Annotated in this window: 24 protein-coding genes; 12 read left to right on the top strand and 12 right to left on the bottom strand. The window is 44.2% G+C overall.

Annotated elements, in window-relative coordinates:
• Positions 1 to 56 precede the first annotated feature (56 nt).
• The 5 genes from FBF61_RS13080 (at position 57) to atpH (ending at position 3,362) form a co-directional block, all read left to right on the top strand.
• Positions 57 to 305 carry an AtpZ/AtpI family protein gene (locus FBF61_RS13080; RefSeq protein WP_138477723.1) on the top strand — a complete coding sequence of 83 codons (249 nt, stop codon included), beginning with the start codon at positions 57 to 59 and terminating at the stop codon, positions 303 to 305.
• Positions 306 to 700: 395 nt separating this feature from the next.
• Entirely contained in the window at positions 701 to 1,795 is a 1,095-nt protein-coding gene (gene atpB, locus FBF61_RS13070; RefSeq protein WP_138477719.1) for a F0F1 ATP synthase subunit A, read from the top strand.
• A 46-nt stretch (positions 1,796 to 1,841) separates the two neighbouring features.
• Positions 1,842 to 2,105, top strand: a complete 264-nt coding sequence (gene atpE / locus FBF61_RS13065) for an ATP synthase F0 subunit C (protein ID WP_131957818.1) — start codon at positions 1,842 to 1,844, stop codon at positions 2,103 to 2,105.
• Between the two features lie 127 nt (positions 2,106 to 2,232).
• The gene (gene atpF / locus FBF61_RS13060; RefSeq protein WP_445438730.1) at positions 2,233 to 2,769 is read left to right on the top strand and encodes a F0F1 ATP synthase subunit B; all 537 of its coding nucleotides are present in this window, start codon (positions 2,233 to 2,235) and stop codon (positions 2,767 to 2,769) included.
• Positions 2,770 to 2,825: 56 nt separating this feature from the next.
• On the top strand, positions 2,826 to 3,362 hold the full coding sequence (gene atpH, locus FBF61_RS13055; RefSeq protein ID WP_138477717.1) for an ATP synthase F1 subunit delta: 537 nt from the start codon (positions 2,826 to 2,828) through the stop codon (positions 3,360 to 3,362).
• Between the two features lie 77 nt (positions 3,363 to 3,439).
• Here atpH and FBF61_RS13050 read toward each other — a convergent pair whose 3' ends face one another.
• The 10 genes from FBF61_RS13050 to FBF61_RS13005 form a co-directional block, all read right to left on the bottom strand.
• Complete coding sequence (locus tag FBF61_RS13050; RefSeq protein WP_138477715.1) at positions 3,440 to 4,330, bottom strand: sugar phosphate isomerase/epimerase family protein; 891 nt, start codon at positions 4,328 to 4,330, stop codon at positions 3,440 to 3,442.
• A 29-nt stretch (positions 4,331 to 4,359) separates the two neighbouring features.
• On the bottom strand, positions 4,360 to 5,994 hold the full coding sequence (locus FBF61_RS13045; protein ID WP_229215029.1) for a carboxylesterase family protein: 1,635 nt from the start codon (positions 5,992 to 5,994) through the stop codon (positions 4,360 to 4,362).
• 223 nt (positions 5,995 to 6,217) lie between these two features.
• Complete coding sequence (locus tag FBF61_RS13040) at positions 6,218 to 8,758, bottom strand: ATP-dependent Clp protease ATP-binding subunit (RefSeq protein ID WP_138477711.1); 2,541 nt, start codon at positions 8,756 to 8,758, stop codon at positions 6,218 to 6,220.
• A 65-nt stretch (positions 8,759 to 8,823) separates the two neighbouring features.
• The gene (locus tag FBF61_RS13035; protein ID WP_138477709.1) at positions 8,824 to 9,453 is read right to left on the bottom strand and encodes a WbqC family protein; all 630 of its coding nucleotides are present in this window, start codon (positions 9,451 to 9,453) and stop codon (positions 8,824 to 8,826) included.
• A 132-nt stretch (positions 9,454 to 9,585) separates the two neighbouring features.
• On the bottom strand, positions 9,586 to 10,212 hold the full coding sequence (locus FBF61_RS13030; RefSeq protein WP_138477707.1) for an L-threonylcarbamoyladenylate synthase: 627 nt from the start codon (positions 10,210 to 10,212) through the stop codon (positions 9,586 to 9,588).
• Between the two features lie 29 nt (positions 10,213 to 10,241).
• Positions 10,242 to 11,234 carry a glycosyltransferase gene (locus tag FBF61_RS13025; RefSeq protein WP_138477705.1) on the bottom strand — a complete coding sequence of 331 codons (993 nt, stop codon included), beginning with the start codon at positions 11,232 to 11,234 and terminating at the stop codon, positions 10,242 to 10,244.
• A gap of 124 nt (positions 11,235 to 11,358) precedes the next feature.
• Entirely contained in the window at positions 11,359 to 12,282 is a 924-nt protein-coding gene (locus FBF61_RS13020) for a YihY/virulence factor BrkB family protein (RefSeq protein ID WP_138477703.1), read from the bottom strand.
• Between the two features lie 16 nt (positions 12,283 to 12,298).
• Complete coding sequence (locus tag FBF61_RS13015) at positions 12,299 to 12,715, bottom strand: acyl-CoA thioesterase (RefSeq protein ID WP_138477700.1); 417 nt, start codon at positions 12,713 to 12,715, stop codon at positions 12,299 to 12,301.
• 48 nt (positions 12,716 to 12,763) lie between these two features.
• On the bottom strand, positions 12,764 to 13,801 hold the full coding sequence (gene mltG, locus FBF61_RS13010) for an endolytic transglycosylase MltG (protein ID WP_138477698.1): 1,038 nt from the start codon (positions 13,799 to 13,801) through the stop codon (positions 12,764 to 12,766).
• Between the two features lie 58 nt (positions 13,802 to 13,859).
• Complete coding sequence (locus FBF61_RS13005) at positions 13,860 to 14,939, bottom strand: Ldh family oxidoreductase (protein ID WP_138477696.1); 1,080 nt, start codon at positions 14,937 to 14,939, stop codon at positions 13,860 to 13,862.
• A 222-nt stretch (positions 14,940 to 15,161) separates the two neighbouring features.
• Here FBF61_RS13005 and FBF61_RS13000 point away from each other — a divergent pair, with 222 nt between their 5' ends.
• The 6 genes from FBF61_RS13000 (at position 15,162) to FBF61_RS12975 (ending at position 21,794) form a co-directional block, all read left to right on the top strand.
• Positions 15,162 to 15,785 carry a DUF502 domain-containing protein gene (locus FBF61_RS13000; RefSeq protein ID WP_138477694.1) on the top strand — a complete coding sequence of 208 codons (624 nt, stop codon included), beginning with the start codon at positions 15,162 to 15,164 and terminating at the stop codon, positions 15,783 to 15,785.
• An 87-nt stretch (positions 15,786 to 15,872) separates the two neighbouring features.
• On the top strand, positions 15,873 to 16,487 hold the full coding sequence (locus FBF61_RS12995; RefSeq protein ID WP_138477692.1) for a hypothetical protein: 615 nt from the start codon (positions 15,873 to 15,875) through the stop codon (positions 16,485 to 16,487).
• A gap of 61 nt (positions 16,488 to 16,548) precedes the next feature.
• A complete protein-coding gene (locus FBF61_RS12990; RefSeq protein ID WP_138477690.1) occupies positions 16,549 to 17,784 on the top strand; it encodes a 3-phosphoshikimate 1-carboxyvinyltransferase in 1,236 nt (411 codons plus the stop codon).
• 30 nt (positions 17,785 to 17,814) lie between these two features.
• Complete coding sequence (locus FBF61_RS12985; RefSeq protein WP_138477688.1) at positions 17,815 to 19,407, top strand: FMN-binding glutamate synthase family protein; 1,593 nt, start codon at positions 17,815 to 17,817, stop codon at positions 19,405 to 19,407.
• Positions 19,408 to 19,446: 39 nt separating this feature from the next.
• Entirely contained in the window at positions 19,447 to 20,133 is a 687-nt protein-coding gene (locus tag FBF61_RS12980) for a hypothetical protein (RefSeq protein ID WP_138477686.1), read from the top strand.
• Positions 20,130 to 21,794, top strand: a complete 1,665-nt coding sequence (locus FBF61_RS12975) for a S8 family peptidase (protein WP_138477684.1) — start codon at positions 20,130 to 20,132, stop codon at positions 21,792 to 21,794. Before FBF61_RS12980 ends, FBF61_RS12975 begins: the two co-directional genes overlap by 4 nt.
• Here FBF61_RS12975 and FBF61_RS12970 read toward each other — a convergent pair.
• A complete protein-coding gene (locus tag FBF61_RS12970; RefSeq protein WP_138477682.1) occupies positions 21,775 to 22,320 on the bottom strand; it encodes an NUDIX hydrolase in 546 nt (181 codons plus the stop codon). The genes FBF61_RS12975 and FBF61_RS12970 overlap by 20 nt on opposite strands.
• A 76-nt stretch (positions 22,321 to 22,396) precedes the next feature.
• Between FBF61_RS12970 and FBF61_RS12965 the strand changes: the two genes are divergently transcribed.
• Positions 22,397 to 23,308: a DUF2911 domain-containing protein gene (locus FBF61_RS12965; protein ID WP_138477680.1), complete on the top strand. Its 912-nt coding sequence runs from the start codon at positions 22,397 to 22,399 to the stop codon at positions 23,306 to 23,308.
• Positions 23,309 to 23,367: 59 nt separating this feature from the next.
• On the opposite strand, the gene FBF61_RS12960 is transcribed toward FBF61_RS12965, so the two are convergent.
• Positions 23,368 to 23,976, bottom strand: coding sequence for a trimeric intracellular cation channel family protein (locus FBF61_RS12960; protein WP_138477678.1), 609 nt, complete (start codon positions 23,974 to 23,976; stop codon positions 23,368 to 23,370).
• Positions 23,977 to 23,986: the final 10 nt, after the last annotated feature.

Below are 23,986 nucleotides of genomic sequence, written 5' to 3'. Positions count from 1 at the left end.
TAGCTGCATTTGTAAAATTTGAAGCAATTTTACCTTTACATTTCTAAAGCAAAGGCATGAAAAAGGATCCAGATGATTTCAGTGACAAAAATAGCAAGATTCCCGTCACAAAATCGCCGACCGGATTTTTGAAGTATTCAGGTCTTGCCATGCAAATGCTGGGAACAATCCTGGTCTTCACGTACGGTGGGTACAAGCTTGACGAATGGCAGCAAAATAAGGTTCCTGTCTGGACCCTGATTCTTTCCCTGACTTCCATCGGAGCCTCCCTTTATCTGCTGATACGGGGATTCGCCAAAAAGTAAAATTAAACAACATGTTACGTACCATTCTGGCTACTGTCATTCTCGGAATTGTATTATTCCTTGCTCAGTATTTTCATTTCGACTCTGTTCTGCATCCTTATATATGGTACATCGTGGTATTCTTTGTGGGGATATCTTTTTTAATCCACCGGCTTATGGAATTGGGTATGAAAAACAACAGACAAAAATTTGTCACTTTTTACATATCAACCATTGTCGGGAGGATAATCCTCAGTCTCTTGTTTATCGGTGCATTTTTATATCATGGGCTAACTGATTCATTCTTATTTGTTACCAATTTTTTTGCACTCTATTTGTTTTACACATGCTTTGAAATATATGGTTTGTATCGTAACTTGCGCCGCGATTGACAAAGCATAGTATTTCAAGCCTTTATGTATACCAATTTGAGACTGATTATTACCACTGCCCTCATAGCGGCAACCTGCTTTTTTAACGTCCCGGCGAGGGCGGATCAAACCATTCAGCATGACTCTGGAAAGGTGGTGGAAAGCATCAACGAACAGGAGCATAAAATTGAACATAATCTGGAAGAGTCTGAGAAGAAATTCAACATCGGCGAGATGATTATGCACCACATCGCTGATTCTCACGAATGGGAATTTACCCACGGAGTTACGATTCCGCTTCCTGTTATTCTTTATTCTGCCGACCGCGGTATTGAAGTTTTCTCTTCCGCAAATTTTCACAACGAACACCACGAATACAATGGCTATCACCTTGTTCATGGTGATTCCGAAAAAATTGTTCCGGTTGATGAATCCCGTGTAATCTATGATTTTTCGATTACGAAAAACGTGGCTTCCATGCTCTTAAGTGCCGTAATCCTGATCCTTATTTTTACCAGCATCGGGAAATGGTATGCCAATAACAAAGGCAAGGCTCCGAAAGGATTTCAGTCTGCGATGGAGGTGATTATTCTTTTCATTCGTGACGATGTGGTTAAGCCAAACGTAGGACCGAAATACGAAAAATACCTGCCTTACCTTCTCACGCTTTTCTTTTTTATCCTGGTCAATAATATTCTCGGACTTCTGCCCGGATCTGCCAACCTGACAGGAAACATAGCCGTAACAATGACCTTAGCCGTATTGACATTCATAGTTGTACACCTGAACGCCAACGGACATTATTACAAGCACCTTGTGAAGCCAACCGGCGTTCCGATTCCCTTGTTGATCATCATGATCCCTGTTGAAATTGTGGGTGTGTTCATGAAACCGTTTTCTTTGATGGTTCGGCTTTTCGCAAACATGACCGCAGGCCACATTATTCTTTTGAGTCTCTTCGGTCTGATCTTCATTTTCCAAAGTATTGTCATTGCCCCGGTTATTTCGCTTTTCGCCTTGTTCCTCAATTTCATTGAGATCATGGTAGCTTTTATCCAGGCATTCATCTTTACCCTTTTATCGTCCATGTACATCGGCAGTGCTATCGAGGAGCATCATCATGCTGATCACGGACATTGATTCTGAATCTCTTTTTTATTAATTATATTTTAAAACAAACACAATTATGTTGCTTCAAATTTTGCTTCAGGCTACAGAACAAAGCGGTGCAGGTCTTGCAGTTTTCGGTGCTGCTATCGGCGCTGGTCTTGCTGCTATCGGTGCTGGTCTAGGTATCGGTAAAATCGGTGGTAGTGCTGTTGAAGGTATCGCTCGTCAACCAGAAGCTGCCGGTGCTATCCAGACTGCAATGCTTATCATCGCTGCTCTTATCGAAGCGGTAGCTTTGTTTGCTGCGGTTATCTGTCTGCTTATCTCTTTCAAGCTCTAGTAAGAAACATTGGATCTCCGGATCCCTATTTCTTTTACATTAGGTAAGGAAATAGCAAAAAAACTCTTCGTGGGAGCAATAGGCTTCCACGATTTTTAATAAAGAAGAGCTAAGACAAAAACGGGGTTTGCCCCATTTACTCAAACTTACACCAAACTCATTTTATACTATGTCATTGCTTACTCCTAACCCAGGCCTTATTTTCTGGATGCTGGTGGTATTTCTTATGGTTGTTTTCATTTTAGCAAAGTTTGCCTGGAAACCGATCATCAAAGGACTTAAAGACCGTGAGAATGAAATTCAGGGAGCTTTGGATCTTGCTGAAAGAACAAAGGCTGAAATGATCCAATTGAAATCTGACAATGAAAAACTGATCGCAGAAGCTAACGCTGTCCGCGATAAAATTTTGCGTGATGCGAAAGAAGCGGCTGACAAAACCATTCTTGAGTCCAAAGACAAGGCGGCTGTTGAAGCACAGAAAATGATTGAAACTGCACGTGAATCGATCCGTAATGAACAGCAACTTGCGGTGTCAAAAATCAGAAAAGAAGTTGCTACCCTTTCTCTTGAAATCGCTGAAAAGGTATTGCACCGTGAACTGAAAGATAAAGAAGCTCAGGAAAAATTAATTGCAGACCTAGCTTCATCTGCACATCTTAATTAATAATTGGTCCTGTATCAATTGTTTATTTATCGATCGCATTCTAAAATTTATTTCCTATGTCAGTAGGTATTGTAGCCGCCAGATACGCAAAGTCACTCATTGAACTAGCCAAAGAACAGAATGTTCTGGAGGCGGTTTATGCAGATATGCTGTTGTTTAAGGATACAGCGGATAAAAACAGAGCTTTGATGCTGGCGTTAAAAAGCCCCGTTGTACGTCATGAGAAGAAACTGGGCATACTGAACGCACTTTTCAAGGAGCGCGTTAATCCTGTATCCTATGCAATCTTTACGATCATTACAAAAAAGAACAGAGAAGCAATTCTTGATGAGATAGCTGCTGAGTTTATCAAAAGCTATAATCTTTTCCAAGGCATTCAGAATGCAACTGTCATAACCACTACTCCGTTGACGGACGAACTGCGCAAGCAATTTGTAGACATAGTAGCTTCGTCGACTGGCAGAACTGTTCAGTTGCAGGAGAAAATTGATCCGAATCTTATTGGAGGCTATGTCCTCAGGGTGGATGACCGCCAAATAGATGCCTCGCTGAAAAGCAGGCTTAACGAACTTAAATTACAGTTAGTAAACTGAAATTTTTATCTGCATAATGTCGAAGACCCGGCTGCTATGCGGCCGGGTCTTTTTTTCTTAATGAATAAAAGGCTGAACTAGACCTTCATCTTTGTCACGTTTTTGAAGCTGATATCAATGGCTTCCAGAGGTGGTCTTTTGGCAGTATCCTGCTCAACAAAGAAATGCTTTAACCCGGCCATTTTACGCGCTTCAAAGATCTTTGCGAAGTTGATGGACCCTGTTCCTACCTCTGCAAAAGATTGCGTCCCTCCTTTTTCCATATCCTTTACGTGCCACAGAGGAAAACGTCCCGGATACTTTTTGAAAAGATCGACCGGATCCAACCCTGCTTTCACAATCCAGTAAAGATCAAGCTCCAGTTTCACCAAATTAGGATCTGTCTGCCCGGCAATGATGTCGTATGGAATTTGGCCTTCCAATTTTTTGAACTCAAAATCATGATTATGATATCCGAATTGCAAACCCGCTTTTTTGGCAACTTCCCCCGACTTATTAAAAAGGTCGACGTAGCTTTTATAACTGTCGATAGTTTTTCTCTCAGCATCTGTCAAATAAGCACAGTTGACATATTTCTGCCCTATTTCCGCCGCATCGTCAACAGCACGTTGCCAGTCGTTACTTAGTGTACCCTTTGCATCTTTTTTCTCCACACCGGCACCATAGTGACCGCTCACAGGATCTAACCCGAGTCCCTTTAAAATAGCTTTGAATTCCTTAGGGGTCTTACCAAAAAACTTCCCGTCGCTGTATCCATACAACTCGACTTCCTTGTATCCGATCTCGGCAACCCTTTTGAGAGTCCCCTCCAGATCCTTAGCGATTTCGTTCCTCAGCGTATAGAGCTGCAATCCGATTTTGGAAGATGCTTTAACATCCCAGTCAAGTTTTGAAAACAGTGGCGTCGCAAGTGCAAATGCGCTTGCTTTGATGAATGATTTCCTGGAAATCTTTTCGTTGTAGTTCATTGCTGTAAAATCAATTAAAATGGTAGTTATTATCTGGTAATGGTGATGACGCCCGAACCTGAAAGAATTGTCTGCATTTCTTCCGTAAGCCTCCAATCGGGAGTAAAATAACCGTCTGCAAGAATATTTTTTGCAGAGTTTTTAAAGAAAATCAAATCTTTAAATCCTGATAGTTTCCGATGCGTTACTGGCACAAACGGAAAGCCAACATCTTCAACCCCTGTCCACCAAGGCAGGCCCGAACTTACTGCAACATAATGTTTGCCAATAGGAAACACATATAGTAATCCGTGTTCCTTATCACTGGTCTTTAAATGCACCGGAAGCTTATCCGCGTGCCTGGCGACTAATGCATTGTTTTCCTTGTTACCAAACAAAATAAGATTAGCGTTTTCCAGATCGCTTGGGCGCACTTCCTTATCTGATAACACCCTGGGAAAAAACATTACCCTGCCCAGAAATTCTCCACGGTAATGCGACCAATCTGCCGCTTGCTCAGCAATACCCCTCCGCCTTTTGACTTCATCTTCTGAGGGGTTATCGGAAGTACCATATACATAAACATGTCTGGAGGAAAATGCGTCGTAAATTGGTCCCTCAGCTCCTTTTACTTTTCGTATACCAACTGCTTCGTGCGGTTTCACGACAGACCAAACATTATTGATTTTCGAAAATGAAACGATACTGTCACCTTTCACCGTGAGCTCCTCCCCGTCAATTTTGAAGGAAACATCGCTACCCTTTCTAAACTTAGGATGACCTGCCAAAGTGACGGTATAAGCATTGAGGTGTTTGGTTTTTGCTTCAACCGCGTTTTCTTTCACAAACCGTGCCTCAATTTCAGCGAGCTTACCATATTCAATCTCATCAAACCGGATCCAGAAAGCTTTATTGTATTTGTATTGCTTACTTACAAACGTAACACGGTCGGGATAAGGCACTCTGACCGCAGGCGAAAACCATTCGAAAATAAACTGATTGTCATAGGCACTTACCCAGCTGTCATGTTTAACATCAACAAATTCCTTATAACTCACTTCCACACCTATATCCTGTAAATGTGATACCCATTTTTGGGTTCCGGCAACAGGAACGACTGGATCTGCATCACCATGAAAAAAATGCACCGGGAAGTTTAAAGCATTGGAGGCCAATTCAAATGTACCCTCCGGTGGCGCCGGGCAAACCGCCGCTACCGCCGCCCAGATATCAGGCCTGGTGAGACCCAACCAAAGCGTACCTCCGCCGCCCATAGACAATCCGGTCAGATACACCCTATTTTCATTTATACTAAAACGTTTTTTAACATCCTCCAGAACATTATAGACATCTTCCTCCGGGATTCCCTGATAACCCGCGGTTCCTCTTGCATATGGAGAGGCTACGATGAAATCAACATCATCCCAAACAGGGAAATACCGGGTTGCTTCCGCATCTGTCTCACCTTCCGCATTACTTTTACCAAAAACCCGTCTAAGGGCTAACCTGTGATTGGATCCGGCCCCATGCAACATCATTACCAAAGGATACTTTTTGCTCGCATCGTAGTTTTTGGGGAGATAAAGCCCATAAGGCTGTTCCGTATCATCCGCATCTGAAAAGAAAGTAAGGACCTGAGGACCGGAAGGAAGCTTTTGTCCCAGCAATTCAACGGAATATATCAACGCTAATAAATTAAAAATTAGAACAAGCCGCCACAAATTCATTTTCATCCGGATTTGTATAAAAATTTCCAAGGTTTAAATATAAACTAATTCACTATGCTAATTTCTAAAACTAACAATATCATTTGCCCGAGACATATTAATAAGTGTCAAACAAAAAAAGAGGCAGATCAAAATGACCTGCCTCCAGAAAAACAATTATTGCTATAACGAACTGCCTTGATTAGTTGGCCAGTTCTTCCTCTTTTTTACGTACACTGATAACAAGTTGTTCACTATTCTCTTCATGATTTGCCACAAGAACGTCGCCTTCACGCAAATCACCTTTCAGAATTTCCTCAGCAACGGGATCTTCAAGATATTTCTGGATCGCCCTGTTCAAAGGACGTGCTCCATACTGTGGATCATATCCTTTTTCAGAAAGAAAGTCCTTCGCAGGAACCGTCAATTCAATCTCGTAACCAAGACCTTTCACACGGTTAAATAGCTTGCCAAGAGATATATCGATAATCCGGTGCAAATCTTCGCGTTGAAGCGAATTAAATACAATTACATCGTCCAAACGGTTGAGAAATTCCGGCGAAAATGCTTTACGTAGTGCACTTTGAATTGTGCCTTTCATAATATCATCCTGGTTTTCAGATTTTGCCTTCGTCGAGAAGCCTATTCCTGATCCAAAATCTTTCAAATCACGTGCACCAATATTTGATGTCATGATAATGATCGTATTCCGGAAGTCAACCCTGCGTCCCAGGCCATCGGTCAAAATACCATCATCCAGAACCTGTAACAAGATATTAAATACATCCGGATGCGCTTTTTCGATCTCATCCAACAAAACAACACTGTATGGTTTCCGTCTGATTTTTTCGGTCAACTGACCACCCTCTTCGTAACCTACATATCCCGGAGGAGCTCCAACTAAACGTGATACACTGAATTTCTCCATGTATTCACTCATATCGATGCGCACCAGAGAATCGTCTTTATCGAACAAATAAGTTGACAACACCTTCGCAAGCTCGGTTTTACCCACACCTGTTGGTCCAAGGAATATAAAAGAACCTATTGGTTTTTTAGGATCTTTCAATCCTACCCTTGTCCGCTGAATTGCTTTCACAAGCTTCTCGATCGGCGGATCCTGACCGATAACTTTGGCCTTAAGCTCATCCGCCATATTCAGCAGCTTTTTGCCCTCGTCCATCGATACGTTTGTAACCGGAATACCAGTCATCATCGCTACGACTTCTGCAACATTATGTTCAGTAACCGTATAGCGTTTCTGTTTTGTTTCTTCTTCCCAAGCCAGTTTGGCACGCTCCAGTTGGTCGATCAGCTTTTTCTCGCGATCTCTCAGCTGCGCAGCTTCCTCATATTTCTGGCTTTTTACGACCCTGTTTTTTTCCTGCTTGATGTTCTCGATTTGCTCTTCAAGAACCAGAATGTCCTCAGGAACGGTAATATTGCTGATATGCACACGCGCACCAACTTCATCCAGGACGTCAATAGCTTTGTCCGGCAGGAATCTGTCTGTGATGTACCGCTCGGACAATTTAACAGCCGTGCTGATAGATTCCGGCGTATAATTTACATGGTGGTGATCTTCATATTTATCCTTGATATTTTCAAGGATCTGGATAGTTTCTTCAATAGAAGTAGCGTCCACCATGACCATCTGAAAACGACGGGCAAGAGCACCATCTTTTTCGATATACTGACGATACTCATCAAGCGTTGTCGCACCGATACACTGAATTTCACCGCGCGATAAAGCCGGTTTGAACATGTTCGAAGCGTCCAGCGAACCTGATGCACCCCCAGCACCGACGATAGTATGCAGCTCATCTATGAACAAAATAACATCCGGAGATTTTTCGAGCTCGTTCATGACAGCCTTCATTCTCTCCTCAAATTGTCCCCGATATTTTGTGCCGGCAACAAGTGACGCTAAGTCAAGTGTAACTACACGTTTACCAAATAAAACCCTCGAAACCTTTTTCTGCACGATTCTCAACGCAAGACCTTCCGCGATGGCCGTTTTACCTACACCCGGTTCACCGATAAGGATCGGGTTATTCTTTTTACGACGACTCAAGATCTGAGCAACACGCTCGATTTCCTTTTCACGTCCTACAATTGGATCCAGTTTGCCAACTTCCGCCATTTTTGTCAAATCGCGGCCAAAATTATCTAAAACTGGTGTACGGGATTTTTCCGCTCCCTTGGATTCTTTCCCGGATGCCGAGCCACTTCCTCCCCCAAACATTCCTCCTCTTGCTTCGTCATCTCCGTCTTCGGTCTCTGGACCCATATTGGGTCGTGATCCTGATGATTGATATTCTAACATTTCCTTAATGACTTCGTAGTTAACATTAAACTTATGTAAGATCTGGGTGCCGATATTATCCTCGTCCCTTAAAATCGAAAGCAGTAAATGTTCTGTACCGATCAGTGTGCTTTTGAAAATCTTAGCTTCCAGATAGGTAATTTTCAAAACCTTTTCCGACTGCCTTGTCAGAGGTATATTCTGCAAATTCTTAACATTATTGGTAGCTGCACCCTTGGTTGCCTGCTCGATGTTCTGTCGTACATCTTCTAAAGACACGCCGAGTTTTTTCAATAAACCAATTGCCACACCGTCGCCCTCACGAATCATGCCAAGTAATAAGTGTTCTGCACCAATGTAATCATGTCCAAGACGGAGGGCTTCTTCCCGGCTCATTGAGATTACTTCTTTCACTCTATTCGAAAATTTTGCTTCCATTGTGTAGCAATAAAAAGTGTTTTAATATTCTAAACGCTACTTGATCCTTGTTTGTTCAAAATAGCTTATTGAGACTTACAGGATCTTAACAAAACACTCTTTGCTTCCGGCCCCATGTTAAAAATTAAATCTACAATACTCAGATTACTCACAAAATCATTCCCGAAGGTCTGATAATAAGGTACTGACTGATAATATTTATGTGAATTGGTGCTCTTCCTGTTGTTAATGAGCGATATATCGTTTACAACACCATTTTTTGCCGCAAAATCACCTGACAAATTGTACACAATATTTTTCTTTATTCCAACCAATCTAAGACAAATTGTCAATAATTCATAATTCAAATCTACCAGATACGTAAATTTCTTATCGTAAGTCTGAACGAGCTCGGGTGCGTAATATTCGTAAAACGGTGATTTTCCGTAGGCGGACTTAAGGCAACCCAAATGACGGCGAATCCAGTCCTGGTTGTAATCTATCTTTATATCTTTTGTGGGGCAAGCTGCCTCATAGCCTTTAACAGGTATGGTCAGCACATCAATTTTGTTGGTTGTAAGCACGCTACACCTGTTTCGATGCGTTTGCTTCACATACCGCTCTTCAATATCGACGTGGATCCTGTCGTACTCAAGTATACAGGTAAAATATTCCAGGCAGGGCAAATACTGCAATTCAATCTGTACTTCCTTCAATTGTTCTTAATGCTCGAAAATACTGTCACTATAAATATGGCAAAGGCTAATGATATTATCAAAAAATTTATAATAATTATTTTCCATAGCTCATATTGTTCAACTCGTACTTAGATTATTACATTTTCCTTGTCACAAAAACACACTTGGGTCTCCAAGTCCTTCACGAATGATTTCGAAGTATTCTGAGTCAGCTTTTACAATTGTTGACGCAATGTTTCCACCATAACCTCCGTCGATAACCATATCAACCTGATGTTGAAATTTTTCAAAAATCAGTTCAGGATCGGTCGAATATTCAATGATTTCATCATCATCCTTAATAGACGTAGTAACGATCGGATTCCCTAGACCTTTTACCACCAATCTGGGAATAGGGTTGTCCGGAACACGGATTCCTACCGTTTTCTTATTCGTATTTAAAAGCTTAGGAACACTACTGGTGGCTTCAAGGATGAATGTGTAGGGTCCAGGCAAAACTTTTTTCATTACTTTAAACGCCGCATTTCCCACTTTGGCAAAATCTGCGATGTGGCTCAGGTCGTAGCAAATAAATGAAAAATCGTTCTTTTGAGGCTTAACACCTTTGATGCGGGCGATCTTTTCAACTGCCCTGGAATTGTAGATGTCGCATCCTAATCCATAAACCGTGTCGGTTGGATAGATCACCAACCCTCCATCTCTCAGGCAATCAACGACCTGACGTATTCTTCTTTCATCAGGATTTTGCGGATAAATTTTAATCAGTTCGGCAGGCATAGAAAAAAAGACTTTCTATACTAACAACTCTAAAAGCTAAAACCTTCCGGCGTAAATGCTTTTTTTACGTTCTTAATATAAAAACGGTAAATAAAATTGATAGGGAGGTGCAATCTGCAAAGAAAAACGATCACCTCTGTTTTCCATCCGGGGTTCTCGATATAATTGAGTAACCTGCGAAAACGGATGGCTAGCTCAAACTCTTGTGCGTACAAACATTTCCTGATGAATGTACGTATACGGGCAGCCAATAGATCAAATTCCTTCTGGTCGCGGTTCAAATCATAGGCTTTGTTGCAAACAGCGTAATAAGAAGCCAGCATTCCGCTACCCTTTTTATAAACTAGTGAAGACAAGGAAACGGGGAGAATTCTTTTCTTCATCAGAATCTCGTCCAGATAAAAATATTTAAACTTCACAGACGAGCGTATCCAGAAATCAAAGTCCTCAAAGAGCAGGTTTTCATCATAGCCACCCAGCTGATTCAAGATAGCTGTGCGCATCATCATGGTTGGCGTACAGATAAAATACCGTTCAAGGATATTTTTGTAAACGTCCCCCGAAGGAACGCTTTGAAGCGACTTGCCACTTTTATCTACCGGGTAATGATTCCGCACATTTCTGCCCGCCGCGTCCACGTAAGTTGCGTTTGAAAAAACCACCGCGTATTCCTCGGACAGTTCTTCGAAAGCAGACACCTGATCTTCAATTCTGCCAGAGATCAGAATATCATCTCCGGAGAGGTCGATGACATACTTTCCATGAGCCAGCGACAGTCCCTGGTTAAAGGCGCGACACAAACCCGCATTTACATTATTTTTAATCAGCTGAAACGCAGGAGAAGTAACTCGAAATCGCTCGATCAAAGCCAGCGTATTGTCAGTGCTGGCATTATCGACGACAATCAGCTGAATATAGGGGTAAGTCTGATAAAATACGGAAGTGAGTGCTTCCTCAATATATTTTTCCTGATTATATGACGTCAGGATTACAGTAACCAGTGGTAGTCCAGATTCTTCCATTTCAATACGCTAGAACACGATTTCCTATCTCACAACGGCGTATCTTTCAATTACATCCTCACCGTAAGCTACAAAACTAGCTACAATTAAAGACAAACGGGAGACATAGTTATTTTACGGTAAATCAGTGTTTAACCGGACGAACGGACCTGGAAGACGTGGCAATGCTGGCATTAATCTCAAACCCCAGAATGATAACAAAGGCGAGTAGATAAAGCCAGATCATCAGGGCAATCATGGTTCCGATGGAACCGTAAAGCTTGTTATAGGAGCTGAATCGCGACAGATAAAAAGAGAAACCGTAAGTCGAAATCAGGATCAATACTGAGGCAACAATAGTGCCGATATTTACAAAAGTATACTGCCTCCCGTGTGAAGGGGCAAAACGATAGATCAGTGAAATTGCAAGCATCAGGGACCCGAAACTGATCAGATACCGTGTAATGTTAAGCAAAACAAGGAGCCAGTTATCTTGGATAATATGCCACTCGCTCAGCAGATTCATCACTCCATCCCCAACGATCAGCAGGATAACCGATAAAAAAAGCACCACGATCAGCAGCAAAGTGAGAAGCATGGCAATAACCCTTATTTTCAAAAATCCCCGCGTTTCAATATCCTCATACACCATATCAAACGACCGCATGAGCGACATCATTCCGTTCGTGGAGGCAATCATCGCAAAAATAAAACCAAAGGAAAGTACTCCAGAGCGCGGACGGCTTATGATATCAATAATGGTTTGGTCCGCATCTTTGTAAATCCCGCTCGGCATATTTTCCCGGAGCAGTTCAAGTATCTGCTTGTCAAGATCCTCTATCGGGATGTAGGGAATGAGTGTGAATAAAAAAATGATGGCAGGAAAAGCAGCCAGTGTCAAACTATACGCCACTGCCGACGCACGCTGGTCAATATCGTACTTGCCGTTACTTTTTACAAGATTCGCCAGAACATCATATAACGAAGCTGTTCCTTTCAACAGCATTGTTCGCTGTAACCAAATGATAAGTCGCTTGATATGGCGGTTTTTCAACAGTTTTTCAAGCATAGTATTACCGGTGTTACTACTTGGAATCGAAATATGGTTTCAATTTATTCAATAGTTTCTCGGGAGCCGGGCAGAGCTTCCCATTATCACGTCTCTGAAAAACAAGAGTCGTTTCTCCTGTATTCAGCAAAATGTTGTTCTGGTTACGGATCTCGTATTGAAATACAACTCTTATGCCAGGCATTTCGCGCAAGATTACCCGGATATTCAACTCATCATCATACCGGGCAGGTTTGATATAACGCGAATGGTTTTCATAAACAGGCATCATCACCCCTTCGTCTTCCATTACTTTATAATGAAAATCAAGGCTTCGCAAAGCCTCTACCCGCCCGATTTCATAATAGCGCGCATAGTTTCCGTAATAAACGTATCCCATTTGATCCGTATCCGCATAACGCACCCTGATCCCTTTGACTTCGTAGCTGAACATTCGTAATTGCTGTAAGTATAAAATCTGTGAAAGGCCGAAACGATCACATTACTTCATGATTTTCAAACGGTTCAACTCTGCCTGGTACATGCGGGCGTTGTTTAAGTGGTCCTTATAATTGGTGGCGAAAGCGTGGTATCCGGAAAGGTCGGCCTTGGCGCACATATATACATAATCGTGTTTATCATAATTCAGCACCGCATCCAGCGAATTGAAATCCGCCACGCGAATCGGTCCGGGAGGCAGGCCGGTATTTACATAAGTATTATATGGAGAATTAATAAGCAGTTGCTGATTAAGAATACGCTTGATAGCAAAATCCTGCAACGCAAACTTGATCGTAGGGTCTGCCTGCAATGGCATCTGCGCTTTCAATCTGTTGATATACAAACCTGCAACTTTTGGGCGCTCATCTACTTTTCTTGCCTGCTCCTCCTCTACAATCGATGCGAGTATCGAAACCTGTACAGGCGTCAGGCCGATTTCCCTCGCTTTTGCCACTTTTTCATCAGTCCAATATTTTTTATACTCGCTGTGCATCCTGTCCAGAAACTTTTCCGTTCCGGTGGTCCAGTAAATATCATAGGTATTGGGCAAAAACATGGAAACGATTGTAAGGGTATCCAGGCCGTACTTGGCACAAACCGCAGGATCGCTAAGCGCTTTGCGAAAATTATCTTCCCCAAATTCAAACCGGCTCCCGATACGCGCTATCAGGTCTTCCTTCAGCCGGATGTTATTGAATGTCAGCTTTACCGCATCCTGATTTCCCGAAATCAGTTTTTTGATAGCCTCGTAATTACTTGTATTGGGCTTTATTACATATCTTCCCGGCTTTAGTTTTTCAGAATAGCTCAGCAACCTCGCGAGAAAACGGAAAGAAATATGATCGTTAATGACATCATGCTTTTTCAGGGAGTCCAGCACGGTTTGATATGTCGCCGTCTCCGGGATCAGCAATGCGAAATTGGTCTGCTTGTCAACCTGTAAATTGGGCGTTTTGAAAATCTGCCAGAAATAAAATGTAAAAGTGGTTGTAAGAATCGCAATGGTGACAAACAACCCTACTTTGAAATTGCGGGACATATATTTTAGCTTATAACAGCAAGCTTTTCGCTGTTTCGGTTTTGACAATATTAAAACTTCAAAGATTAACGTCGAAATCGATGTTAAAACGTTTGGCCAGTTCGGCAAGGGATAATACGACAGGTTCCAGTAGCGGGATACCCTTTTCGCCGCGTTCCGCTTCCATTTCTCTTTCCGGATCGCCGGGTATCAAGACCTTTTGTCCTTCAACAGATTTTGCCCCCCGGAACGCACGGATCCATTTATCCATATCCTCCTTGAACTCGTCTGCCGGCCGGAAGCCGTCTACCCGCATGGCACCGAGAAAATGTCCCGTTCCTAAGCCTACAGCCTGCTGCGTCGACATAAATCCTGCCGTCGCAAACGGAGGGACCCAGGGGCCAAAATTAGCTCCCGAAAGTACCCCGGAAAAAATATCGACGATTGCACCCAGTCCATATCCTTTGTGGCTGCCATGCTCCCGGTCGGACCCCAGGGGCAACAGACCGCCGCCACTTTTAACGGCGTTGGAATCTGTAGTGGCATTGCCTTGTGAATCCTGCGCCCAGCCAAGCGGTGCCGGCAATCCTTTTCGCTGCAGTATTTCAAATTTGCCGTAAGCAACTGCCGTCGAAGCAAAATCTGCTACAAAAGCAGGTTCTTCATTCGCAGGCACTGCCACGGCTATTGGATTGGTTCCCAGTAATTTATCAAGAGAAAATGTGGGAGTTACCAGCGGAGCTGCGTTCGTCATGGTCCAGCCGATCATGTCTTTTTCAAGCGCCAGCATTGCATGGTACCCCGCAATTCCGAAGTGATTTGAATTTCGGACAGAAACCCAGCCGGAACCGACTTTCTCAGCTTTTTCCATCGCAATTTCCATGGCTTTGGGTGCTACTACCAACCCAAGACCCCTGTCTCCATCGACAACCGCAGTACTTGCAGTTTCATAAACCACTTTAACCTGGGGCTTAGGATTCAACCGCCCATGGTCGTACAAACGGACATATCCTGCCAAACGGGCAATCCCATGTGAGTCTACCCCTCTCAAATCTGCGCTGACCAACACCTCGGAAGCCAACTGCGCCTCTTCCTCAGAACATCCAATCGCCAGAAAAACTTCCCCGGTAAAATGTTTTAAATAACTGGCCTGATACATATACTTTAAATGAGTGAACTTCTTTCTATTTTTATCCGTACATAAATAAATGCCGATTTACCCCGGATGCTGCAAATATCCAAATTCAATCGGCATCGTCCAATATTTCATCCTCCTGATCTGATTTTTATCCGTTTCCGCGGTGGGAAGCTATTGTATGTTTGAAAAATTGAGGCTGATTTATTTTACTATACAATTCCCGCTTCATTGCGGCAACGTTCCATGGAGATTAAAAGTCCTTTTCTGAAACGCATAATCAGTTATTTCATTCGTGGGCTCGTCCTGGTGGCACCACTTTATGCTACTGCGCTGATCATCTGGACCGGAATCGAATTTCTTGATAACATCATCCCTATTGAAATCCCGATCTCAGGCAACAGGACCGTTTATCTCCCGGGTTTGGGCGTATTGATCATTATCTCAGGAATTATCCTTCTTGGTTTCTTTTTTTCAACCATCATACCACAATCCTTCTTCAAGTTCACGGAAGGTTTCATGCGCAGGATTCCGCTTGTGAGCCTGATTTATTATTCTCTCAAAGACCTGATACTGGCATTTGTCGGCGATAAAAAGAAGTTTAACCAGCCCGTACTCGTCACGATGTACAAAGAAACGGGTATCAAAAAAATCGGTTTTATAACGCAGACAGATCTCAGCCATCTGAAAATCGCCGACCACGTAGCGGTTTACATGCCACTCTCCTACGCCTTGTCCGGCGAATTATTTATTGTCCCTGCCGAGCATGTTACCCCACTGGACGCCAAGTCCACAGACGTCATGAAAATGCTGGTATCGGGTGGTGTTTCGGTAAAAGTTTCCAAAGAAGAAACGGCCGAAGAAGATTAATTTATAGCCTTTTAAATAAGCAACATTGCAACACTTTTGCCCGTTTAAAAGAATGATTCCCTATATTTGAACCATTCTTTTTATTATATGAGACAACTACTAGTTATTGTCATTTTGCTTCTCCTGGGGAATTTGAAAGCGTGGGCACAAGACCATTATGACCCCAAAAAGGCGCTTTCTGGCGAGGAACTCTTTCTAAAACAAAGCAATACAAGCCGAATAATCGCCACACCCGGCCAGAAATACCTGGTACTGGACGCGTCCCCGGTAATCGGCGGATTTCACCGTTACCGTTTTTTTCCGGGAGACAATATCAAGTTCCGGATGGAGAACGAGACTATCCGTTTCAATGAGACCATTGCCAGTGTTTCTGATTCATCTTTCAGCATTGCGATCATCAATGAAGCGGTCAACAGAATGGATTATCAGGAAATCCTTCTGAAAGATGTACGGCTGATGAAAGTATCCAGACGTATCCCGTTTATTTCCCAGCTTGCACCGATACTCCCGCTGGCCGGCCTGATCTATATCGGAGCCGATTTTTTCAATAGAGGAGTTGATAACAAACGTTTTACAACAGATTCTTCTTCATTGATCGTCGGCGGAGCACTGATGGCAGCCGGTTTTGTTTGCTACAAGCTCACTTTTTCTTCCCTTAAAATTAACGGGCGGAACAAGCTGAAAGTGCTGGAAACCTACTAATCCAAGTTTGACACAGGTGTGATCAAACCACACCAATTTTACCCAAATCAGATTTTTAATAGTGAAATCAATTCTCGTACACCCACCCAAACAACCCATACGTGCAGAAATCAGATTGGCTGCTTCAAAAAGCGAATGCAACCGGGCCCTGATCATTGATGCACTTACTGGTTTTCAGTGTGAGCTTTCCAACATTTCCGAAGCGCGTGACTCGCAGACGATGCTCCGGTTGCTGAACTCCGGCGAACCAATAGCTGACGTCATCGATGCCGGTACCACCATGCGTTTTCTCACTGCTTTTTTCGCGGTAACTAACCAGTCAAAGATCATGACCGGTACACCACGCATGTGCGAACGTCCGATCGGTATACTCGTGGATGCGTTAAGAATACTTGGAGCGGATATAAGTTATGAAAAAGAAGAAGGTTATCCTCCGCTGAAACTGAACGGCTTTTCTTATTCAGGTACCAATGAGCTGGTGATGCGCGGAGATGTGAGCAGCCAGTACATTTCTGCTTTGTTACTGATCTCACCTGAGTTGCCGAGCGGTCTCAAAATACAGCTGGAAGGGGAAGTTGGATCAAAACCTTACATTGAAATGACGCTCAAACAGATGGCGCATTTTGGCATAGAATACGAGGCAGACTGGATCGCTAACACCATATACATTCCGCCATTCAAATACCAGCCGCAACCCTATTCAATCGAGTCGGACTGGTCGGGTGCAAGTTACTGGTACAGCATTGTAGCTCTGGCCGAGGATGCAGAAGTGGAGCTTCTGGGATTAAAAAAAGATTCTCTGCAGGGCGACAGCGCTATTGTCGATATCATGCGGCACCTTGGCGTGGAAAGCATTTTTACAGACCGTGGTGTTTTGCTTACCAAAATCCAGCCGGCTGCATCGATAGGCTGGGACTTCACTGCATGCCCCGATCTTGCACAAACCGTGGCGGTATGCTGCGCAGTTAAAAACATACGGCTTTCGCTCACAGGTATTGAAAGCTTGAAAATAAAAGAGACAGACCGCGTTTTTGCCCTTCAGCAAGAACTCAAGAAGCTGGGTGCAGAACTGATAGAAATGGAAAAAGACCATCTGTACGAAGTCAGACGGACAGAAGAGACAGTACCAACAACCCCTGCTTCCATTCATACTTATGATGATCACCGTATGGCGATGGCTTTTGCCCCGGCAGGAATGGTACAACCCATCATTATTGAAGATCCCGACGTAGTTGTTAAATCTTACCCGGGATACTGGAAACATCTGGCAACAGTCACTTCCTGGGAAGAGCAATAATCATGGTCTTTCATCAACATCCCTGAAATTATGGATCCTGTTTCGACATTTCTGACGTCAATTCCTGTCTGGGTATATATTCTGGTTGCGATTCTGGTGATCGTCGCCAGGGATATTCTGCAGAAAAAGCACACCATACAGCACAACTTTCCGTTGGTAGGTCATTTCAGGTATCTGATCGAAACCATTGGTCCCGAATTGCGCCAGTATATTGTGGCCAACAACCGTGAAGAACTACCATTCAACAGACGGCAGAGATCCTGGATATATGCGTCTTCGAAAAAGGAAAATAATTATCAGGGCTTTGGAACAGACCAGAATATGCAGGAAGCGGGTTATGTGCTCATCAAGCCCTCTATGCTTCCCTACAAACTGGATCCTGCGCACAATCACCATGTCAGAAACGGCAGCGATCCCAACCATTATACCATTCCGTCTGCTAAACTCATCGGGGAGTTTCATAATCGGAAAAGACCATACCGCCCGCGCTCGGTGGTGAATGTGAGTGCCATGAGCTTTGGCTCGCTGTCTTCCCGCGCAATAGAATCGCTGAACAAAGGTTCGTACCAGTTTGGCAACTACCACAATACCGGCGAAGGCGGACTTTCGCCCTACCATAAATTCGGGGCTGATGTGGTGTTCAATATGGGGACGTCCTATTTCGGTGTCAGGGATCATGAAGGGAATTTCATGATGGATAAACTTGTAAAAATGACGCAGAATAATCCGGCTGTCCGGATGATCGAGCTCAAACTCTCTCAGGGGGCAAAACCCGGAAAAGGCGGCGTACTTCCCGCCAGCAAGATCACTGCGGAAATTGCTGACATACGCCAAGTACCCATGGGGGTAGATATTGTTTCTCCTCCCTATCACAGCGCATTTTCGGACGTGCGCGGTATGATTGATTTTATTGAACAAATGGCAGAAACTACTGGTCTTCCAGTGGGGATCAAGTCTGCGGTGGGCAAAACGGATATGTGGGAAGAACTGGCTGACCTGATGGCTGAAACCGGGAAAGGCCCCGACTTTATCACCATCGATGGTGGCGAAGGCGGCACCGGCGCAGCTCCTCCGTCTTTCGCCGACCATGTTTCGCTCCCATTGGTTTTTGCTTTCAGTACGGTTTACAAAATATTCCAGAAAAGAAACCTTAATGATAAAATCACCTTTATAGCATCCGGCAAACTCGGGCTTCCGGCTCAGGCGGTAATGGCCTTTTCGATGGGTGCCGATGTCATTAATGTTGCAAGGGAAGCGATGCTGTCTATCGGTTGCATCCAGGCACAATCCTGCCATACCAACCGCTGCCCTACCGGTATCGCCACCAACAACAAATGGCTTGAAGCCGGCATCGACCCTGCTCTGAAAAGCGAGCGCTTCAGTAACTACATGAAAACGCTTGCCAAAGAGATCATCGAAATAACCCACGCCGCTGGCTACGAACACCCCTGCCAGTTTGGTATGAATGATGTTGATATTTCAATGGGAGATAATAACCGGACGGTTTCTCTTGCGGACAACTACGGATATCTTAAAACCATCGTTCCCTACTCAGGCCTTAAACCGTTGCTGGAATGTACGCATCTCGGCGGCAGAAAAGTCCTGGAATCTCAGCCGGCTTAACCCTGGTAAAAAGACTTTTACTACTCATACACTATCATCATGCGAACAATTCATCTTTTACGGAACTTCGCGTTACTACTGATGCTGGTTTCCTGTTCCGATCCGTCCCAGCGAACCGGTAACGTGGGATTTGAATATTTCCCTTTACAAACCGGTCAGTTCGTGGAGCTGGACGTCAGCCGGACGAACTACCAGCGTTTTCAGCCTGACGAAACAATTCGGTACCTTACGCGGGAAACTATAGGTGACTCCTTTATGAACTCCGATAGCGAGCGTGTTTTTAATATAAAATATTTTTCCAAAAGGCCTTCTCAGGACTGGAAGCAGGACTCCATCGGTGTGCAATTGCGTACCAAAGACAAAATTCTGGCGCAGGAAGGCGGTAAGACGATCGTCAGAATGCGTCTGCCTGTATCCAATGGCCTGAGATGGAACGGGAATTTGCTAAACAATCAAAACGAACGGATATTCGAGGCCTCACGGGTCGGAGAGCCACATTCAGACACATACCTATCTTTCCCCAACACCATCACAATAATCCGGCAGGATGATTCAACACTTTTGTCAAGAAACAGGTATATAGAAATATATGCCCGCGACGTTGGTTTGATTAGAAGAGAGCGGATTTATTTACAATATTGTTATACAGCTGATTGCCTGGGAAAAGGCGTGATCAATTCGGGTTGGAGGGAAATCAGCATTATTCAAAACCACGGCAAACAATGACCAAACCTTTATTCTTCACACTTATCTTACTGATGCACTTCGTTTTCGAAGTAAAAGCCCAGAGCAATCCCAGGTATCTTATTTTATACAAAGACAAAGCGAATTCCCCTTATTCGGTAGACACGCCGGGCGGATATTTATCCGAACGCGCAATTTCCAGAAGAGCAAGGCAAAATATCGCAATTAAAACCAGCGACTTGCCTGTAAATCCCAGCTATGTTGACGCGATCAAACAAACCGGCGCCTCGGTAGTTTATTCCTCACGCTGGTTCAACGGATCGTTGGTCGAAGCCTCTGCCAGCCAGTTGGCCGAAATCAAAAAGCTGCCGTTTTATAAAGGGATTGAGCTCAATAAACCCGTTGCCAACCTTGCAGCAAAGTCTCCCGGAATAGAACGCGTGGCTGCGATCGCTGAAAAATCGGAAGCTACTGAAGATCTGAATTACGGCAACATGAATGCTCAACTTGCATTGATGGAGGTGCCGGAGCTTCATAAAAAAGGCTTTCAGGGAGAAAATATGATCATTGCCGTGCTAGACAATGGATTCAGCAAACTGAATGAGGTCGCCTATATGAAAGCGGTAATGGATGAAAAACGGGTGATCGACACCTACGATTTCATTGCCCGGGAAAGCAACGTTTATAATGATGGGTCGCATGGCTTGAACGTAATTTCAACCATTGCCGCCTACCAACCTGGCACGATGATCGGCTCAGCTTTCAGAGGAACGTTTGCCCTTTACCGGACTGAAACCAATGCAATTGAAGGCCCGTACGAAGAAATAACCTGGCTCATCGCAGCCGAACGTGCCGACAGCCTGGGCGCCGATATCATCAACTCTTCGCTTGGATACAGTACTTTTGAAGGTGAGTTTGATACCCCGGAATACAATTACACTTACGAGGATATGGACGGAAAAACCACCATTATCAGTCGCGCAGCCAGAATGGCCACACGTACCGGCGTACTGGTAGTCAATTCGGCCGGGAATGAAGGAGACAATGCATGGGGATATATCGTCGCACCGGCAGATGTGGATTCTGTGCTGACGGTAGGTGCTAGTACCTATGACAGAAGTCACGCGTCGCTGAGTTCAATGGGCCCGAATGCGGCCGGTCAGCAAAAGCCGGACATAGCCGCTGTGGGTGCAGGGGCTGTGGTCGGTAACGTAACGGGGAACGCGGTCAGTGGTAGTGGTACTTCTTTTTCAGCTCCTCAGGTTGCCGGGTTATGTGCCATACTCTGGCAAGCCTATCCCAATCTTTCTGCCCAGCAAATTATCTACGTGTTAAAAAAATCCGGGAGCCAGTATTCCAATCCCGATAACTTTCTTGGCTACGGCGTACCCAGCGTGCTGAAAGCAGAACAGATCATTTCAGATGAATTTGAACCCATGGGTACTGAAAACAGCATTCTGAAATCTGTGATCGTAGCTCCTAATCCGGTGCATTCCGATATTACTATTTCATATCCCGCCACGCTTGTGGGAAAAAATGCTAACGTGGGGTTGTACAGCCCCAACGGCGCATCGTTATGGACGTCTTCTCTCAGGCTCGCCGCGACCCAGACTATCGATACCAGCCAGTTGACGACCGGTTTGTACCTGATCAAAATTAAAGTAGGTGACCAGGAAAAGACTTTCAAGCTGATAAAGCAATAGTCTTCCTGACCATGCGCATAATCGATTCAGAATTGTTGTAACCTTCGATATCAGTAACAGGAATCCATTGAACATCTTTGGATTCACTATTGATTATCAACGCATTGAATGGGTCTGCTTTGAAAATAAACCTGATATCATAGTGATAGTGCGCAGGAAATTCCTTGTTTGCCGGGATCAGATGTACATCCACATCGAAAATTCCTTCTTTCAACAATTCCAGATCCCTAACGCCGGTTTCTTCCCAAACTTCCTTCCGAGCTACTTCTTCAACCGAAGGGTCCCCATCGCAATGTCCGCCTGGCTGAAACCAGCGGTCCAGCTTGCGGTGATGCATAAGCAATGCCATTGATCTGTCGGGTGAAACAACCCATCCGGAAGCGGTCACATGCCCTTTTTCCAGAGTTCTCTCAAAACAATCCGGATTTTCTGTTACAAACCTGACAGTGTCTTTATACATATCATTTTCATTGTCATCAACGGGGATGTAGGAATCGAGAAGGGATATCAAACTATTACGTTTCATGTAGGCTATGTAATTTTTTCATTCTAATTTCACCACAAGTTTAATACTTCAATATATAAACCACCTTATTTTGAAAATGAAAAAATACCTTCTTTCAGTTACCCTTGCTGCATTGATGGCAACCAGTTCGATGGCTCAGCGCACGCCGCAGCCCAGTCCGGCTGCCGGCATTGTGCAAACAATTGGCATTACCGATTTTACCGTAAAATATTCTCGTCCAAGCATAAAGGGCCGTACAGTTTTTACAGACAACGCAGCCTTGGCACCTTATAATCAGCTCTGGCGCACAGGAGCTAACCAGGCAACCACACTTGAAGCCAGTACGGAATTTATGTTCGGGGGCAAAAAAGTACCTGCCGGAAAATATGCACTGCTTTCAATTCCATCGGGCGCTGCCTGGACGGTGATTCTGAATAAGAACTTTTCGGTGGGTACCGATGCTTACAAAGAGTCGGAAGACGTTGCGCGCGTGCTGGTTGTACCTACCTCGAACGAATTCAATGAGGCCTTCAAAATTGATTTTTCACCGATTACTGACAGTACTACGACCCTAAACCTATCCTGGTCATCAGTAAATATACCTGTGCCATTGGCCGTCAATACGCAGGAACTTACGATGACAGGCCTCAACAAAGCAATAGCCGAAAAACCGGAAGATATCGGAGTCATACAGAGTACAGCTGCTTATTTACTGACCAAAGGCAAAGACTTGCAAGTGGCACTTTCCCTTGCCGATAAAGCGATCGGGTTAAAAGAATCGTATTCCAATCTCTGGCTGAAAGCGCAGATCCTTGCCAAACTCGGCAAATTCACAGAGGCGCTGCCCGTTGCGCAGAAAGCCCTCACAACCGGCAATGCCAACAGCGATGGCGCTTTTACAGGCTTTTACAAAGGTCAGATTGAAAAAGGTATAGAGCAGATACAATCCAAAGTTACTACCGCCCCGAAAGAGGTTATATCGAATGTGAAGGGAAAGAAGAAGAAATAATTTTTCAGAATCACAGACGGAAAAAAATGCTGCTTCGTCAGGAAGCGGCATTTTTTTTCTCACCTAAAAAACCGCGGTACGCTCCAGTGATAGCGCACTGCCAGGATCCTGATCGCTATAATCACGAGAGAAGCCGCAATGAACGCAACATTACGCTCCGCCCCGATGCTGTCCAGTAGCAGATAGCAACAGGCGCCCGCCATACAGGCCGTTGCATATACCTCTTTCCTGTAAATGATCGGGATTTCGTTGGTCATCATATCCCGGATCACGCCGCCCATCGTAGCCGAAAAAACACCCATGATGGCCGCAATTTCGGGCCTCACTCCCAAGTGCAATGCTTTCTCGGTACCGACGATCGTAAACAACGCAATTCCGAATGTGTCGAAGAGAAATAAGGTCCTTCTCAGTCTTAAAAGGAATTTATAAAAGATAAAAGTGACGACGATTCCAGCCATAATGGCGTAAATAATGGTAATGTCACTGATCCAGACCAAAGGGTAGCTCCCAAGTAAAATATCCCTGAGCGTCCCGCCGCCGATTGAAGAAATAAATGCAGTAAAACTCGCCCCAAACCAATCCTGGTGCTTTTGGTTTTGCACCGCCAGGGCACCGGAAATGGCAAAGGCAAACGTCCCGATTATTTCCAGAATATATTGGATGCTCATAGCAGGGCTA

The organism is Dyadobacter bucti (assembly GCF_005869225.1).
GTDB classification, from domain to species: domain Bacteria; phylum Bacteroidota; class Bacteroidia; order Cytophagales; family Spirosomataceae; genus Dyadobacter; species Dyadobacter bucti.
This window is presented reverse-complemented; position numbering and strand designations above follow the sequence as displayed.